We start from the raw sequence: 16,299 nt of genomic DNA on the forward strand, positions 1-16,299 counted from the left end.
TTTTAGTTTAAATAAATCCTCTAGTCAACCCAGGCCCGGAAAATACGTCGCGCCCATGTAAGTCCAGATTGCACACCCCTTAGGTCCACCCTATAAGCAAGCATGGGGATTTCGGTCGATACATTCTTTCTTGAACTCAACGGTCAGGGCACGCTGCAGGCTCAGATCCAACAGATGATTGCCGAAGGCATCTTGTCGGGACGCTTTCACGTAGGAGAAAAGCTACCCTCCTCGCGTAAACTGGCCGCCCACCTTGGCGTCAGTCGAATCACGGTGACACTGGCCTATACAGAATTGCTGGCGAACGATTACCTGACCGCTAAGGGACGATCTGGATACTACGTTTCGCATAACGCGCCTGTCCCACCTAAATACTCTCCTGTCCAGCGCGGCACAGAATCCGTTGACTGGGACAAAGCACTGGCGCGTCGTTTTCTGGACCGCAACGTACTGCCAAAACCCAGCGACTGGCGCGAGTACCGCTATCCGTTCATTTACGGACAGGCTGACCGGACTTTGTTTGATCACGCCAACTGGCGCTTGTGCGCCGTGCGCGCGTTGGGACACAAGGACTTCGATTCACTGACCGGTGATTACGTGGATCAGGATGACCCTCTTCTGGTCGAGTTCATCGCCCGCCACACCCTTCCCAGGCGCGGCATTACCGCCCGCCCCGAAGAAATACTGATCACGTTGGGCGCGCAGAACGCGCTCTGGCTGGCGTCGCGTATCTTGCTGACTCACAATCGTTCCGCCGTGATTGAAGACCCCTGCTACTACGCGCTCCGGAGCCTACTGAACCATTGGGACTGCGCGGTTACGCCCTTGAGTGTCGATCAAAACGGGCTTCCGCCTGAGGCGATCCCTGACGACGCCGATGTCATCTTTACGACTCCCAGCCATCAAAGCCCGACCACCGCGACAATGCCAATCGAGCGCCGCAACCAACTGCTGGATCGAGCCCACGAACTGGATGCGATGGTTGTCGAAGATGACTACGAGTTTGAAATGGCTTTTCGAGGTGCGCCGTCCCCAGCACTCAAATCCATGGATCGGGATGGGCGCGTGATTTATGTCGGCAGTTTTTCCAAGTCGCTGTTCCCCGGTTTGCGACTTGGATATATGGTCGGCTCTGAACCTTTTATCCGTGAAGCACGTGCACTTCGGTCATTGGTCCTGCGTCACCCGCCTGGTCACATACAGCGTACAGCAGCATATTTTCTATCACTGGGTCACTACGACGCGCAGATCCGGCGCATGTCCAAAGCTTTGCAAGAGCGGCGTGCGGCAATGAACTCAGCCATAGAAGAAAGCGGGCTGACCGTGGCCGGACGTGGCGTGATTGGCGGGTCCTCAATGTGGATGTCAGCACCCGAACAAGTAGACACGACCCAACTTGCATTAAAGCTGCAATCCCAAGGTGTTCATATTGAACCAGGCGCGCCATTTTTCTCCGGGCGGAACAGACCTCAGAACTTCTACCGCCTCGGTTACTCCTCGATCTCGACCGAGCGCATCGCGCCGGGCGTCAAACTGATCGCAGACGCCATTCGGACTGCCTAAGCGGCATCTGGACCTAATCTGGCTTTCGTTTTGGCCCTAACGCCAGTCGCGGCCATACGCCAAAACCTTATCAAACCCCGGGCAATCTGCCCGGTTTCACCCACTTGTTTGGAGAGCACTCACATGAAGATGACGACCGAAGAAGCCTTTGTTAAGGTTCTGCAGATGCACGGGATCGAACATGCGTTCGGTATCATTGGCTCGGCAATGATGCCGATTTCGGATCTGTTCCCGAAAGCTGGAATCAACTTCTGGGATTGCGCCCACGAAGGTTCAGGCGGCATGATGGCAGACGGCTACACCCGCGCCACTGGCAAAATGTCGATGATGATCGCGCAGAACGGCCCTGGCATCACCAACTTTGTCACCGCTGTTAAGACCGCCTACTGGAACCACACTCCGGTTCTGCTGGTCACTCCGCAGGCAGCCAACAAGACCATCGGTCAAGGCGGCTTCCAGGAGATGGAGCAGATGCGCATGTTCGCAGACTGTGTTGCTTACCAGGAAGAAGTGCGTGACCCCTCGCGCGTTGCCGAAGTTCTGAACCGCGTGATCATGAACGCCAAGCGCGCCAGCGCACCGGCGCAGCTGAACATCCCGCGCGACATGTGGACCCAGGTTGTAGACATCGAGCTGCCCAAGATCGTGGAATTCGAACGTCCCGCAGGCGGTGAAGATGCGGTTGCGGCAGCTGCAGAAATGCTTTCGAACGCCAAGAACCCGGTCATCCTGAACGGTGCCGGTGTTGTTCTGGCCGAAGGTGGCATCGAAGCTTCGAAAGCCCTGGCCGAGCGTCTGGACGCCCCGGTCTGCGTTGGCTACCAGCACAACGACGCCTTCCCCGGCAACCACCCGCTGTTTGCTGGCCCGCTGGGCTATAACGGCTCGAAAGCCGGTATGGAGCTGATCTCGGAAGCAGACGTTGTTCTGGCTCTGGGAACGCGTCTGAACCCGTTCTCGACCCTGCCCGGCTACGGCATCAACTATTGGCCGGCAGACGCGAAGATCATTCAGGTCGACATCAACCCTGACCGTATCGGCCTCACCAAAGACGTCAGCGTCGGCATCATCGGTGACGCAGCCAAAGTGGCCACCGGCATCCTGTCTCGCCTGAGCGAAACTGCAGGTGACGAAGGCCGTCAAGAGCGTAAGGACCGTATCGCCCAGAAGAAATCCGCATGGGCACAGGAACTGACCTCGATGACCCACGAAGACGACGATCCGGGCACCACCTGGAACGAGCGTGCACGTGCTGCCAAGCCTGACTGGATGAGCCCCCGCATGGCATGGCGCGCAATCCAGGCCGCGCTGCCGAAAGAGGCGATCATCTCGTCCGACATCGGCAACAACTGCGCCATCGGCAACGCCTACCCGTCCTTCGAAGAAGGCCGCAAGTACCTGGCCCCTGGCCTGTTCGGCCCCTGTGGCTACGGTCTGCCTGCCATCGTTGGCGCGAAAATCGGCCAGCCAGACGTTCCTGTTGTCGGCTTTGCTGGTGACGGTGCATTCGGTATCGCCGTGAACGAACTGACCGCCATTGGCCGTTCGGAATGGCCCGCCGTGACTCAGATCGTTTTCCGCAACTACCAGTGGGGTGCGGAAAAGCGGAACTCGACCCTGTGGTTCGATGACAACTTCGTCGGCACCGAGCTGGACACTCAGGTTTCCTATGCCGGTATCGCCAAGGCCTGTGGACTGAAAGGCGTTGTCGCTCGCACTCAGGAAGAGCTGACCGATGCGCTGAACCAGGCGATTGAAGACCAGAAAAACGGCATCACCACTCTGATCGAAGCTCTGATCAACCAAGAACTGGGTGAGCCCTTCCGTCGTGACGCGATGAAAAAGCCTGTAGCTGTTGCCGGTATCGACGCCGACGACATGCGCGAGCAAGCCGTCTAAGCAGAACAGGAGCCAGCGCGCATGACCCAAACACCAATCGAGCTGTTGCGTCAGCGCGCCCCGGCCACCCGTCCTGTGATTTCTTTATGCGAAGGCAGTGATCCCCGCGTTGTTGCGGGGGCGCTTGCCGCCCAAAAGGCCGATCTGGCCGATGTTGTTCTGGTTGGCCCGCAAGCCGAAGTCGAAGCAGTCCTGAAAGACCAAGGTGCTGCTCCTTCACAGAACGTTGCGGTGCATGACCCTGCAACCTCGGATCTGACCGAGGAGTTTACCCAAACATTTTACGAATTGCGCAAACACAAGGGCGTCGACTTGGCCAAGGCTCGCGCTGCCGTTGAAACAGCGCCGGTCTATGCCGCCATGCTGGTGCGCAGCGGGCGCGCCACCGGAACGGTTGGCGGTGCGGTGCACACCACCGGCGATATTGTCCGTGCTGCAATTCAGGTTATCGGAATGGCCCCCGATGCAGGAATGGTTTCGTCATTTTTTCTGATGTACCCTCCGGAAAATGCCCAACCCGACGCACGGGCTATGCTTTATTCAGACTGCGGTCTGGTCATCAATCCGTCTGCTTCTGAATTGAGCAAAATCGCCATCGCCTCGGCCGCTTCGGCAAAGACTCTTCTTCAGATCGATCCGAAAATCGCAATGCTCAGTTTTTCGACGAAAGGCAGCGCCAAACACCCGGACGTGGACAAGGTGATCGAAGCCACGGACACTTTACGTCAGACCGCACCAGATCTGTCCGTCGACGGAGAATTGCAGTTTGACGCCGCTTTTGTTCCTTCGGTCGGCGAACGCAAATCCCCCGGATCATCCGTCGCCGGTCAGGCCAACGTGATGATTTTTCCCAATCTCGATGCGGGCAATATCGGCTACAAGATCACTCAAAGACTGGGAGGTTACACCGCGATTGGTCCTGTGCTTCAGGGGCTGGCCCAACCGGCCAACGATCTTTCGCGTGGATGCTCCGCCGCGGATGTGACTCAAATGATCGCTGTGACCTGCCTGCAAGCCAAAAAGACGTAACGCACTTATTCACACCGTTTTTCGGAACAGTGTTCTCAAATTAGGAAGAAACTGACACATTCTTCCCAACTCAACCGACAGGACCCGCCAATGACCCATCAGCAGCCGATCCTTGATAAATCTCCGAAAGTTTCGGACGAGGTGCGCAAGACCACGTGCTATATGTGTGCCTGCCGCTGCGGCATCAACGTGCACATGAAAGACGGCAAAGTCGCCTATATCGAGGGCAACCGGGATCACCCCGTCAACAAAGGCGTCCTATGCGCCAAAGGCTCTGCGGGGATCATGCAGGTCAACGCGCCGTCGCGGCTGCGGGCGCCGCTGAAACGCGTTGGTCCGCGCGGCTCGGGTGAGTTCGAGGAAATCAGCTGGGATGAAGCACTGGAACTTGCCGTCAGCTGGTTGAAGCCGATCCGCGAGGACAATCCTGAAAAGCTGGCCTTCTTCACTGGCCGCGACCAGAGCCAAAGCTTCACCAGTTTCTGGGCACAAAATTTTGGCACATGTAATTACTCAGCGCATGGCGGTTTCTGCTCCGTAAACATGGCTGCGGGTGGCATCTATACGATGGGCGGCGCGTTCTGGGAATTCGGACAACCCGATTGGGACCACACCAAGCTGTTCATGTTGTTTGGCGTGGCGGAAGACCACGATTCAAACCCGATCAAAATAGGTATCGGCAAAATCAAAGCTCGAGGTGCGCGGGTCATCGGTGTCAACCCGATCCGCTCGGGCTATAACGCCGTGGCGGATGACTGGGTCGGCATCACACCCGGCACCGATGGGCTGTTCATCCTGTCTATGATCCACGTGTTGATGAAAGCAGGCAAGATCGACCTCGACTACCTCAGCCGCTACACCAACGCACCGGTACTGATCGACGCGTCCGAAGGCGCGACCAAGGGTTTGTTCCTGCGGGATGAGGATGGCAAACCGCTTGTCATCGACCGCGTCACCGGTGAATTGACTGCCTTTGACAAGCCCGGTGTTCGCCCGGACTTGTCGGCCACTTACGAAAAAGACGGCGTCACCCACCGCCCGGTCTTCCACCTGATGGCCGAACGGTATCTCAGCGATGAATATGCCCCCGAGAATGTCGCCGATCAGTGCGGCATCCCGGCCCAGCGTATCCGTGCCATCGCAGGTGAACTGGCCCGCGTCGCCTTCGACGAAGCGTTCGAGTTGGATCACGAATGGACCGATTTCCGCGGTGAAAAACACACCAAGATGATCGGCCGGCCCGTCGCCATGCACTCGATGCGCGGCGTCTCGGCCCATGCCAACGGTTTCCAAACCTGCCGCGCGCTGCATGTGCTTCAGATCCTGCTGGGCACGGTCGAGGTTCCCGGCGGCTTCCGCTTCAAACCGCCCTACCCCAAACCGGTCGAGGCGCACCCGAAACCACATTGCAAGGTTACTCCGAACTCACCGCTGGACGGCCCGCATCTGGGCTTTGTTCAAGGACCTGATGATCTGGCACTCAAGGCTGATGGCAGCCCGGCGAGGATCGACAAGGCGTTCACATGGGAAAACCCGATGTCCAGCCACGGGCTGATGCATATGGTGATCTCGAACGCCCACGCAGGTGATCCCTACAAGATCGATACGCTTTTCATGTACATGGCCAACATGTCGTGGAACTCGACCATGAACACCAAGGGCGTCATGGAGATGTTGACCGACAAGGATGAGAACGGCGATTACGTGATCCCGCGCATCATCTACTCCGATGCCTACAGTTCGGAAATGGTGGCTTATGCCGACCTGATCCTGCCAGATACCACCTATCTGGAACGCCACGATTGTATCTCACTGCTTGACCGCCCCATCTGCGAGGCCGAAGCCGCCGCAGACGCGATCCGCTGGCCTGTAATCGAACCTGATCGCGACGTACGCGGGTTCCAGTCGGTGCTGATCGATCTGGCCAACCGCATGGGCCTGCCCGGCTTCACCAATGAAGACGGCAGTGCCAAGTGGACGGACTATGCCGATTACATCGTGAACCACGAACGCAAACCGGGCATCGGCCCGCTGGCTGGGTTCCGGGGCGAGAACGGCGACAAGGAAGGTCGGGGCGAGGTCAACCCGGACCAGTTGAACCGCTACATCGAAAACGGCGGCTTCTACGTGGCCCACATCCCTCAGGGTGCGGATTATTACAAGCCGTGGAACACTGCCTATCAGGACTGGGCCGTAGACATGGGCATCTATGACAGCCCGCAACCCTACCTGTTCCAGCTTTATTCCGAACCGATGCGCAAATTCCAGCTGGCCGCCGAAGGCCATGGCGAACGTCAACCGCCGGATCATCTGCGCGCGCGCATAAAAGAGACGCTGGACCCGATGCCCATCTGGTACGAAACCGATCAGACTGGCAACGAGGGCTTCACCGTCAATGCCCTGACCCAACGCCCGATGGCGATGTATCACAGCTGGGGCACCCAGAACGCCTGGCTGCGCCAATTGCACGGGCGCAACCCGCTCTACGTGCCGACCAAGCTGATGCGCGAGCACGGGCTGCAGGACGGCGATTGGGCCAAGGTGACGTCTCCGCACGGAGAGATCACGGTCCCGGTCATGGAAATGGCGGCACTGAACGACAACACCGTCTGGACCTGGAACGCCATCGGCAAACGCAAAGGCGCTTGGGCCCTGCAGGAGGACGCGCCCGAAGCCACCAAGGGTTTCCTGCTGAACCACCTGATCCACGAGCTTCTGCCAGCAAAGGGCGACGGTCTGCGCTGGGCCAATTCCGACCCGATCACCGGTCAGGCCGCTTGGTTTGACCTCAAAGTCAAACTCGAAAAGGCCGCACCGCCTTCAGATACAGAAAGCCAGCCGGAATTTGCACCGATCAAATCACCAGTTGGCCAAGGTCCGAAAGACCTGGCGTGGAAGGTGGGAAAATGACCCGATCCGCTTTTCATCTGGCCCAAAATACCTCGGGGTCTGGGGCTGAGCCCCAGCCCGCCCTCACCACAATCGCGGAGGCAAGGCAGTCATGACCCAGCTCCCCACATCCACCGAGCGCAAGATGGGTCTGGTCATTGACCTGGACACCTGCGTGGGCTGCCACGCCTGCGTGATCTCGTGCAAAGGCTGGAACACCGAAAACTACGGCGCGCCTCTGTCTGACCAGGACGCCTATGGCGCCAACCCCTCGGGCACGTTCCTGAACCGGGTGCATTCGTACGAAGTGCAACCTGCGGAAGGTCACGCGCAGTTAATCCACTTCCCGAAGTCGTGCCTGCATTGCGAAGATGCGCCCTGCGTCACCGTCTGCCCGACTGGTGCCAGCTATAAGCGTGTTGAAGACGGCATCGTTTTGGTGAACGAAAGCGACTGCATCGGCTGCGGCCTCTGCGCTTGGTCGTGCCCTTACGGCGCGCGCGAGCTGGATCAGGCCGAAGGCGTCATGAAAAAATGTACGCTCTGCGTTGACCGAATCTATAACGAAAACCTGCCAGAGGTGGATCGTGTCCCTTCTTGTGTACGCACCTGCCCCGCTGGTGCCCGGCACTTTGGCGATCTGGGCGATCCTGACAGCGACGTCAGCAAGCTGGTTGCAGACCGGGGTGGCATGGATCTGATGCCCGAAATGGGCACCAAACCCGTTAACAAATACCTGCCGCCGCGCCCCAAGGATACGGTTGAAGACCAAATCGACATATTGGCACCCCTGTTGGCGCCGGTCGCTGAAGAACCCAAAGGTTTCCTCGGCTGGCTCGACAAGACGCTGGAGAAACTCTAATGCATCCTGCACCCTCCGTCATTATCTTCACCACTTTGTCCGGACTGGGTTTTGGCCTGTTGGTCTTCCTGGGCCTCGGGTTTCCAGCCGTCTCGGGCTGGATAGCTTTTGTCTTCTTTGCCATCGCCTATGCGTTGGCTGTCGGCGGGCTGATGGCATCAACGTTCCATCTGGGCCACCCGGAGCGCGCTTGGAAAGCCTTTACCCAATGGAAGACCAGTTGGCTCAGCCGCGAAGGCTGGTGCGCTGTTCTGGCCCTGATTTTCATGGGCCTCTACGCGCTTGGCCTGGTATTTCTGGATCAGAAATGGAGCCTGTTGGGCTTGATCGGTGCGCTGTTCTCGCTGGCAACTGTTTTCACCACGTCGATGATCTACACACAGCTCAAAACCATCCCGCGCTGGAACATGAACCTGACCCCAGTGATGTTCCTTAGCTTTAGCTTGGCGGGTGGTGCATTGCTGGCTGGTCAAACAAGCGTTGCTATTCCACTGCTTCTGATCGCCGCGCTTGTACAGATCTTGTACTGGCGCAAAGGGGATCAGGCCTTTGCATCCTCGGGAACCGATCTGGGCACCGCGACTGGTCTTGGCGCGCGCGGATCTGTCCGCGCCTTTGAACCACCGCATACCGGAACCAACTATCTGCTGCGGGAATTTGTGCACGTAGTCGGTCGCAAACATGCCGAGAAGCTGCGGATCATCTCGTTTGTTCTGGCCTTTGTGCTGCCGGTGTTGCTGCTGGTTTTACCGTTCAATCACGTCTTTGCGTTGCTGGCCGTAGCGTCGCATCTGGCGGGTGTGGCGACGTCCCGCTGGTTGTTCTTTGCGCAGGCAGAACATGTCGTAGGGCTATACTACGGGAAACGCTAAAAGGGGGCTCTGCCCCCGACGCGGCAAGCCGCGCCTCCCCCGAGGTATTTATAGCCAGATGAAGTCTGGACCCGTAAAATGAAAAGGGCGGCTCTCGTGCTTCGAGGCCGCCCTTTGTCATCTCGGGTCCATCTTAGATCAGGCTGGCATGTGCCATTGCGGCTTCAATTGCGGCCTTGGTGCTGTCCTCAAGCTCGGTCAAAGGTGAACGGACCTCGGTGCTGCAGAGACCAAGTTTGCTGAGTGCGTATTTGGCGCCAACAAGGCCCGGCTCGATAAAGATGGCTTCGTGCAGCGGCATCAACTTGTCCTGATAGGCCAGCGCTTTTGCATAGTCCCCGGTCAGTGTGGCCTGTTGGAACTCGGCACAGAGCCTGGGGGCTACGTTTGCGGTGACCGAGATGCAGCCAACACCGCCATGAGCATTGAAACCAAGCGCCGTCGCATCTTCACCGGAAAGCTGGCAGAAATCTGAGCCACAGGTCGCGCGCTGTTGGCTGACACGGGCCAGATCGCCCGTGGCGTCTTTGACTCCAACGATGCGTGGCAGCTTCGACAACTCACCCATTGTAGAGGGTGTCATATCGACAACGGACCGCCCGGGAATGTTGTAGATGATGATCGGAATATTCGCAGCTTCGTGCAGAGCCTGAAAATGTGCGATCAGGCCGTTTTGGGTCGGCTTGTTGTAATAGGGGGTGACGACCAGCGCTGCGTCCGCGCCGACCTTTTCGGCGAACTGCACGAACCGAATAGCCTCGACCGTATTGTTCGATCCGGCCCCGGCGATGACCGGAACGCGGCCCGCCGCTGTTTTCACAACCTCTTCGATCACCGTTTCATGCTCATCATGGCTGAGCGTGGGGCTCTCGCCCGTGGTTCCGACCGGCACCAAACCGGTCGAGCCTTCGGTGATCTGCCAATCCACAAGGTGTTTGAGCGTCTTCAGGTCCAACTCGCCGTTATTGAACGGGGTGACGAGGGCTGGCATTGAGCCTTTGAACATGACACGCTCCTTTAAGGTGCAATTTGCGGTTTTTGCGCCTCGGTCCCTCACGTTTCCAGCTTTGTGAGTTGATCCCGGCGACGCACGGTTTATCCTCACAGGCTCTATCCTCGGTTGGTTGGGAAATGCAAGGGATGACACGCTTTCTGGCATTGTTGATTGCTGTGATTGTGTATTCAGTGACGGCACCGCAGCTTGCGCGGGCGGATGCCGCAGGTGATTTGCGCGCAGGTCTTTATGAAATGCGCAAGGGCGACTGGAACGCCGCGCTGCGTGTGTCTGGCCAGCGCGGGTCCGTATCGCGCGATATCATCGTCTGGCACTGGCTGCGCGAAGGGTTCGGCAGCTCGGGCGATGTGCTGGTGTTTCTTGAACGCCGTCCGGACTGGCCCGGACTTGCATGGTTGCGCCGCAAAAGCGAACCGGTCTTTACCGGCGCCGATCCTGACAGGGTATTGAAGTTTTATTCTGACATGCCCCCTCAGACTGCTGAAGGTGCTTTGAACTATGCAATCGCTCTGAAAGCAAAGGGGCGCGTCGGAGACGCCGAAGCGGATATCGTCACCGCGTGGCGGACCATGCCGATGGGTTCGGGGTTGCAGAAGACATATCTGGAAAACTTTGCGAAGCTGTTGAAACCGCATCACACCGCACGTTTGGACCGAATGTTGTGGGATGGTCATCTGGTCAGTTCCGGCCAAATGCTGTCGCTGGTCAATGCCGATCAGCGCAAGTTGGCAGAGGCGCGGATCGCCTTGCAAAAGCGCCAGCCTGGTGTAGACAGCAAAGTCGCGGCGGTTCCGAAATCGCTAAAGGATGCGCCTGGGCTTGCCTTTGATCGGTTTGTCTGGCGGGACAGGAAGGAACTGGATGACAGTGCCATTGACCTTATGCTGGCGCGTTCGACTGGCCCGGATGCCTTGGGCGAACCCGACAAATGGGCCGAAGGGCGCCGCCGTCTGGCACGGCTTGAGATGCGGTCTGGACGATTGGCACGAGCTTACGACGTCGCCGCCAATCACCACATGACACCTGAAATGGGCTATGGCTATGCAGATCTGGAGTGGCTGGCAGGGTTTCTGGCGCTGCGTAAGCTGAATGACCCAGCCACGGCTGTACGGCATTTCCAAAACTTCTCGGACGCGGTCCGATCCCCAATCTCGAAGGGGCGCGGCGGCTATTGGCTTGGGCGGGCTTATGCTGCGTCGGGGGATGCGGACAAAGCATATGACGCGTATGCCGCAGGGGCCGACTATCAGACTTCGTTCTACGGCTTGCTTGCTGCGGAACAGATAGGAAGGCCGTTTGACACAGAGCTGGCCAACCCACGCCGCGCACCGCATTGGCGGCAGGCAGAATTTGCCGATTCCAGTGTTTTGGAAGCAGGCTTGCTGCTGCTGAAGGCCGGAGAGGCGAACCTGTCCGAGAGGTTCCTGACCCATCTGGTTGAAAGCCTTGATCCAGTACAGGCCAATCAACTTGGCGACTTGGTCATCGAGCTGAAACAGCCGCACCTGGCGGTTATGATCGCCAAGCGGGCAGCGACCACAGGCACTGTTTTGCCCGCAGCATATTACCCGATGCATCCGGTGGCCGATATGCGCCTGCCTATGGCCAAGGAAATGACGCTGGCGATTGCGCGACGCGAAAGCGAGTTTGATCCTGTCGTCATTAGTGGCGCGGGAGCGCGCGGCCTGATGCAGGTAATGCCAGCAACAGCCAAGCTGGTCGCAGGTGAGCTGGGCATTCTCAGTGGCCACAAAACCGGTCGATTGATCACGGATTGGCAGTACAACGCCAAGCTGGGGGCCAACTACCTTTCTGGACTGGCCGCTGATTTCAACGGCAACGTAGTGATGATGGCGGCCGGGTACAACGCGGGGCCAAGGCGACCGATCTCGTGGATGGAACGTTTTGGCGACCCCCGCGCCGGCCAGATAGATATCGTCGACTGGATCGAGACAATTCCGTTCAGTGAAACCCGCAACTACGTGATGCGCGTGACCGAAAGCCTGCCAGTGTACCGGGCCCGATTGGGGCAGCCCGCGCTTCCGATCCCGTTCTCGCAGGAGCTGATCGGATCATCTCTGGCGGCGTTCGCGCCATAAGGTGAACAGCCCTGCGGCCACAACAATTGCTGCGCCTACGACAACTTCGGGGCGCAGCATCTCGCCAAAGACCGAGATCCCCAGAATCGCGCTCCAGACCAGATGGAAATAGGCGAAGGGCTGCACCGCGCTGGCCTCGGCCATCTCGTAGCACTTGATCAGCAACCAGTGCCCGGATGCACCACTTACACACAGCAACGCCATCCAGCCCCAGTCGGCGGGGACCATCGGCTCCCAAAACCACATACCGACCAGAGTCATTGCAACTGCGCCTGAGACGCCGGTCCAGAAAAAGCTGGTGGCTGTGCTGTCCTGACACGCGGCATAACGTGTCAACAAGGCGTAGATCGCAAACATCAGGGCGGAAATCAGGGGAATGATCGCCCATGGGTCAAATACCCCAACGCCGGGCTGCAAAATGATCAGAACGCCGATACACCCCACTCCAATCGCGCTCCACCGCCGCCATCCGACTTGTTCGCCCAGAACCGGCCCGCTGAGTGCGGCGACAAGCAAAGGATAACATATGAAAATGGCCATGCTGTCGATCAGTCCAAGCACAGTGAAGCCGAAGACCGCGACGCAGATCTCTGCGGCCAACAACACGCCCCGGGTGATCTGCAGACCCAACTGATTTGTTTGCGTCGCGGCCCTCAAACCGCCTGCAGAGCGCGCGGCTATCGCTATGACAAACGCCGCGAAGAACCAATAGCGGATCATAACCACCATGTAGGTGTTGTAGGTCCCGGCCAAATGGCGCGAGATTCCGTCCTGTAGGGCAAAGACAATTGTCGCGCCCACCATTAAGGCGATGCCTGCGCCAACGTTGTTCTTTTGTGTCATGCTTTGAATGCCCGCGTCATATGTCGCTTGCGGCCATAGCCGGGCGCGCGGGTGATGTCGAACCCGGCATCCTCCAACCCTCGGCGCACAAAGCCTGCGGCGGTATATGTGGCGGCGGTCCCCTCTGTAACGGTGTGGTTTGCAACCTCCTGCATCAGGTCTGCACCCCATAGTTCCGGATTCTTGGCGGGCGAAAACCCGTCAAGAAACCAGGCATCTGCTATTCCGGCCCATTTCGGCAAAGTCTCACGAGCATCTCCGATGATCAGCTCAAACGCGAGGGTTTCAAGCGTGCAATCGCGGCCCGTCCAATGCGCAAGAAACCGGCTGCTCCACGCTTGCAATTCGGGAAAGGCTTCAAGCGCACGCTGCATATCTTTCGCGGCCATGGGAAAAGCTTCGAAACTGGTAAACCGCAAGGGTCCTGTTTGACCTGATTTCTCCCACTCAGACCAAACGGTCAGCAGATTCAGGCCCGTGCCAAAACCCAGCTCGGCAATGTGAAATCCAGGTGTGAAGCGCGCAGGCAAATCATTGCCGGCCAAAAACACGTGTCGCGTCTCTTCCAGCCCGTTCTGCAACGAATAATAGGGATCATCGAAACGATCCGAGACCGGTATCTGATCCTCGGTCCAAGTCAATTTGGCACGCTGGTCTGCCATCGGGGAATCCTGTAGCTAAGCGGCGCGACACTGAACAAGGAAAAGGGAATTGGCAATGGTCGATGTTACAGTTCGCGGTGCAGGCATTTTCGGCCTGTCCATTGCCTGGACCTGCGCCCGGCGCGGCGCGAAAGTGCAGGTTGTCGATCCATTCGGACCCGGAGCCGGCTCCAGCGGCGGTCTGGTCGGCGCATTGGCCCCGCATGTACCTGAAAACTGGAACGCCAAGAAAGCCTTTCAGTTCGAAAGCCTGATCATGGCTGAAGCTTTCTGGCGGCAAGTCGAAGAAACCGGCGGCGTTTCCTCCGGTTATGGTCGGTTGGGTCGCCTTCAACCCATCTCGGATACCCGCAGCCTTGACCTTGCGCGGCAGCGCGAAGGTACGGCAGATAGACTTTGGCAAGGTCAGGCCGAATGGCGCGTGATCACCACCGCGCAAGCTGGAGCGTGGTGCCCGCCCAGCCCCACCGGATTTGTCATCCGGGACACTCTGACCGCACGGATGCACCCCCGACGAGCCTGCGCCGCGCTTGTGGCCGCCCTTGATGTTATGGGCGTTCACGTTGTCAATGATGCGGAAAACATAGGACAGGTTGTGCACGCAACTGGCCTTGCCGGGTTACAAGAGCTCAACGATGCCTACGGCAAGACCGTTGGCAACGGCGTCAAAGGGCAAGCTGCCCTGCTGCGCTTTGACGCGGGTGAGGTCCCGCAGCTCTTTGCCGATGCTATACATATTGTGCCCCACGCGGACGGAACACTGGCGATCGGATCAACCTCGGAACGGGAGTATGACGATCCGACCAGCACAGACAGCGCTCTGGACGACGTGATTGACCGCGCCACGCGCGCCCTGCCGCTGCTGCACGGGGCCGAGGTAATAGAACGCTGGGCTGGTGTCCGCCCCCGCAGTAACAGCCGCGCGCCAATGCTGGGCGCACATCCATTGCATCAGGGGCAGTTCATCGCAAATGGCGGGTTCAAGATCGGGTTTGGCATGGCCCCCAAGATCGCCGAGGTCATGGCTGATCTGATGCTGGAAGACCGGGATGAAATCCCCGAAGATTTCCGACCCGACGCCTCATTGTAATCGATGCACTCTACGAGATGGACGCATAGACCAAACACCACCCTTTGAGGCTAGTCAGCCCGAACGTGCCATGCCCAATACGCGGGCCGCTGTCAGATACCAGCCTCGGCCCGGAGTTTCTGCATCAGTTTGTGCAGTGACTTTTCATAGCGTTCAGAGGCCAGTTTTCCGTGCTCGTCAAACTCATTCGAACTGTTCGCCAGATGGATTTCAGGCCCCTGCAGAATGCGTGGCTGAAAGGGCACCATAAACGACCGCAGGATCATCTGTGCCCGCTCACCACCTGCGCGACCCGCTGCCGCCGACATGACCGCAACCGGTTTGTCGGCCCAAGGGTTACCCTGAGTGCGGCTGACCCAGTCCAGCGCGTTCTTCAGAACGCCAGATGGACCCTTATTGTACTCCGGCGTCGAGATAATTACCGCGTCAGCCTGTGCGATTTGATCTGCCAGAGACTGCACCGCTGCCGGTATGCCCTCACCCTCTTCCAGATCCCCGTCATAAAGGGGCAAGTTCAGGTCTGCTTCGACAAAGTGGGTCGGATCAAACAACCGGGCCGCTTCTCGCAAAAGCTTGCGATTGGACGCATCCTGACGCAGGGACCCGGACAGACCAAGGAGAGTGGGTTGAGACATCTAGGGGAACTCCATTTCTGTGATTTCTGGGAAACTAGCCCGAGTTGGACCTGTTCCAAACCCCATTTGACGCACAGTCAATGCGCAAACGGGGCCGCCAAAGGCGACCCCGTGCAAAATGTTTAATCCGCGTTACGCGTTTCCGCTGGGCACAACAACGATTTCAACCCGCCTGTTTTGCGCCTTGCCTTCCGGTGTCAGGTTCGATGCCACAGGATTGTTCTCGCCCTGACCGATTGTTGTGATGCGATTATAGCTGACACCATTAGCCTGCAGGACATCCGCAACCGCATTGGCGCGACGCTCAGACAACCCTTGATTGTAACCCGCGTCACCGTCGCTGTCTGTGTGACCGATGATCTGCACGTTCGAATTGGGGTAATTGACCAGATTTTGACCCACTTTCACCAAATCCGATCGCAGCGCCGGGCGCACGGTCGAACTGTCGGTGTCAAAGGTAATATCGTTAGGAACAGTCACAATCAGCCGGTCACCCGCATTAACGATGGTGATCCCGTCATTTGCCAATTGCTGACGCAGCTCTGCCGCCTGTTTGTCCAGCTGGTTGCCGATCAGACCGCCACCAGCAGCGCCAATTGCGGCCCCTGCCAGCGCGCCCAGACCGGGGTTCGAGTTGTTGGCAATCGCCCCGATGCCCGCCCCGACAAGACCGCCCAGAACGGCGCCTTGCTTGGTATTTTGGTTCGGATCGCTTTGCACCGACAACGTACCCGGATCTGTGCAAGCCGACAGAACAAGAGCCGAACTCAGCCCCGTGGCCAGAATAAACTTGGAAATCGTCATGATATCACCTTCTGCTCAAACACCCGTTTGTCAGGCG

Annotated in this window: 13 protein-coding genes; 8 read left to right on the top strand and 5 right to left on the bottom strand. The window is 58.4% G+C overall.

What is annotated here, in order from left to right; translation table 11 throughout:
- Positions 1-102: 102 nt before the first annotated feature.
- From GS632_RS00300 to GS632_RS00325, 6 genes are all read left to right on the top strand, one after another.
- Positions 103-1,563: a PLP-dependent aminotransferase family protein gene (locus GS632_RS00300; protein ID WP_171721937.1), complete on the top strand. Its 1,461-nt coding sequence runs from the start codon at positions 103-105 to the stop codon at positions 1,561-1,563.
- Positions 1,564-1,686: 123 nt separating this feature from the next.
- On the top strand, positions 1,687-3,462 hold the full coding sequence (gene xsc, locus GS632_RS00305; protein WP_171180169.1) for a sulfoacetaldehyde acetyltransferase: 1,776 nt from the start codon (positions 1,687-1,689) through the stop codon (positions 3,460-3,462).
- Between the two features lie 21 nt (positions 3,463-3,483).
- Complete coding sequence (gene pta, locus GS632_RS00310; protein WP_171721938.1) at positions 3,484-4,491, top strand: phosphate acetyltransferase; 1,008 nt, start codon at positions 3,484-3,486, stop codon at positions 4,489-4,491.
- A gap of 90 nt (positions 4,492-4,581) precedes the next feature.
- Positions 4,582-7,401 (top strand): molybdopterin oxidoreductase family protein, encoded by a 2,820-nt coding sequence (locus GS632_RS00315; RefSeq protein WP_171721939.1) that lies wholly within the window; start codon positions 4,582-4,584, stop codon positions 7,399-7,401.
- Between the two features lie 91 nt (positions 7,402-7,492).
- On the top strand, positions 7,493-8,242 hold the full coding sequence (locus GS632_RS00320) for a 4Fe-4S dicluster domain-containing protein (protein ID WP_171180175.1): 750 nt from the start codon (positions 7,493-7,495) through the stop codon (positions 8,240-8,242).
- A complete protein-coding gene (locus GS632_RS00325) occupies positions 8,242-9,114 on the top strand; it encodes a DmsC/YnfH family molybdoenzyme membrane anchor subunit (RefSeq protein ID WP_171721940.1) in 873 nt (290 codons plus the stop codon). Before GS632_RS00320 ends, GS632_RS00325 begins: the two co-directional genes overlap by 1 nt.
- Positions 9,115-9,247: 133 nt before the next feature.
- Here the strand turns inward: GS632_RS00325 and dapA are convergent, their stop codons facing one another.
- A complete protein-coding gene (gene dapA / locus GS632_RS00330) occupies positions 9,248-10,120 on the bottom strand; it encodes a 4-hydroxy-tetrahydrodipicolinate synthase (protein ID WP_171180179.1) in 873 nt (290 codons plus the stop codon).
- A gap of 134 nt (positions 10,121-10,254) precedes the next feature.
- On the opposite strand from dapA, the gene GS632_RS00335 reads away from it, so the two are divergent.
- On the top strand, positions 10,255-12,228 hold the full coding sequence (locus tag GS632_RS00335) for a lytic transglycosylase domain-containing protein (RefSeq protein ID WP_171721941.1): 1,974 nt from the start codon (positions 10,255-10,257) through the stop codon (positions 12,226-12,228).
- Here GS632_RS00335 and GS632_RS00340 read toward each other — a convergent pair.
- Both GS632_RS00340 and mnmD read right to left on the bottom strand, forming a co-directional pair.
- Positions 12,202-13,071, bottom strand: a complete 870-nt coding sequence (locus GS632_RS00340; protein ID WP_171721942.1) for a DMT family transporter — start codon at positions 13,069-13,071, stop codon at positions 12,202-12,204. The two genes, GS632_RS00335 and GS632_RS00340, sit on opposite strands and share 27 nt — an antisense overlap.
- Positions 13,068-13,733, bottom strand: coding sequence for a tRNA (5-methylaminomethyl-2-thiouridine)(34)-methyltransferase MnmD (mnmD, locus tag GS632_RS00345; protein ID WP_171180184.1), 666 nt, complete (start codon positions 13,731-13,733; stop codon positions 13,068-13,070). The genes GS632_RS00340 and mnmD overlap by 4 nt, the downstream gene beginning before the upstream one ends.
- 55 nt (positions 13,734-13,788) lie before the next feature.
- Here mnmD and GS632_RS00350 point away from each other — a divergent pair, with 55 nt between their 5' ends.
- Positions 13,789-14,823: an FAD-binding oxidoreductase gene (locus tag GS632_RS00350; RefSeq protein WP_171721943.1), complete on the top strand. Its 1,035-nt coding sequence runs from the start codon at positions 13,789-13,791 to the stop codon at positions 14,821-14,823.
- Between the two features lie 92 nt (positions 14,824-14,915).
- On the opposite strand, the gene GS632_RS00355 is transcribed toward GS632_RS00350, so the two are convergent.
- Together GS632_RS00355 and GS632_RS00360 are read right to left on the bottom strand one after the other, a co-directional pair.
- Complete coding sequence (locus tag GS632_RS00355) at positions 14,916-15,458, bottom strand: NADPH-dependent FMN reductase (protein ID WP_171721944.1); 543 nt, start codon at positions 15,456-15,458, stop codon at positions 14,916-14,918.
- A 132-nt stretch (positions 15,459-15,590) separates the two neighbouring features.
- Entirely contained in the window at positions 15,591-16,262 is a 672-nt protein-coding gene (locus tag GS632_RS00360; protein WP_171620039.1) for an OmpA family protein, read from the bottom strand.
- Positions 16,263-16,299 lie beyond the last annotated feature (37 nt).

It is taken from the genome of Ruegeria sp. HKCCD7296 (assembly GCF_013110775.1).
Taxonomy (GTDB): domain Bacteria; phylum Pseudomonadota; class Alphaproteobacteria; order Rhodobacterales; family Rhodobacteraceae; genus Ruegeria.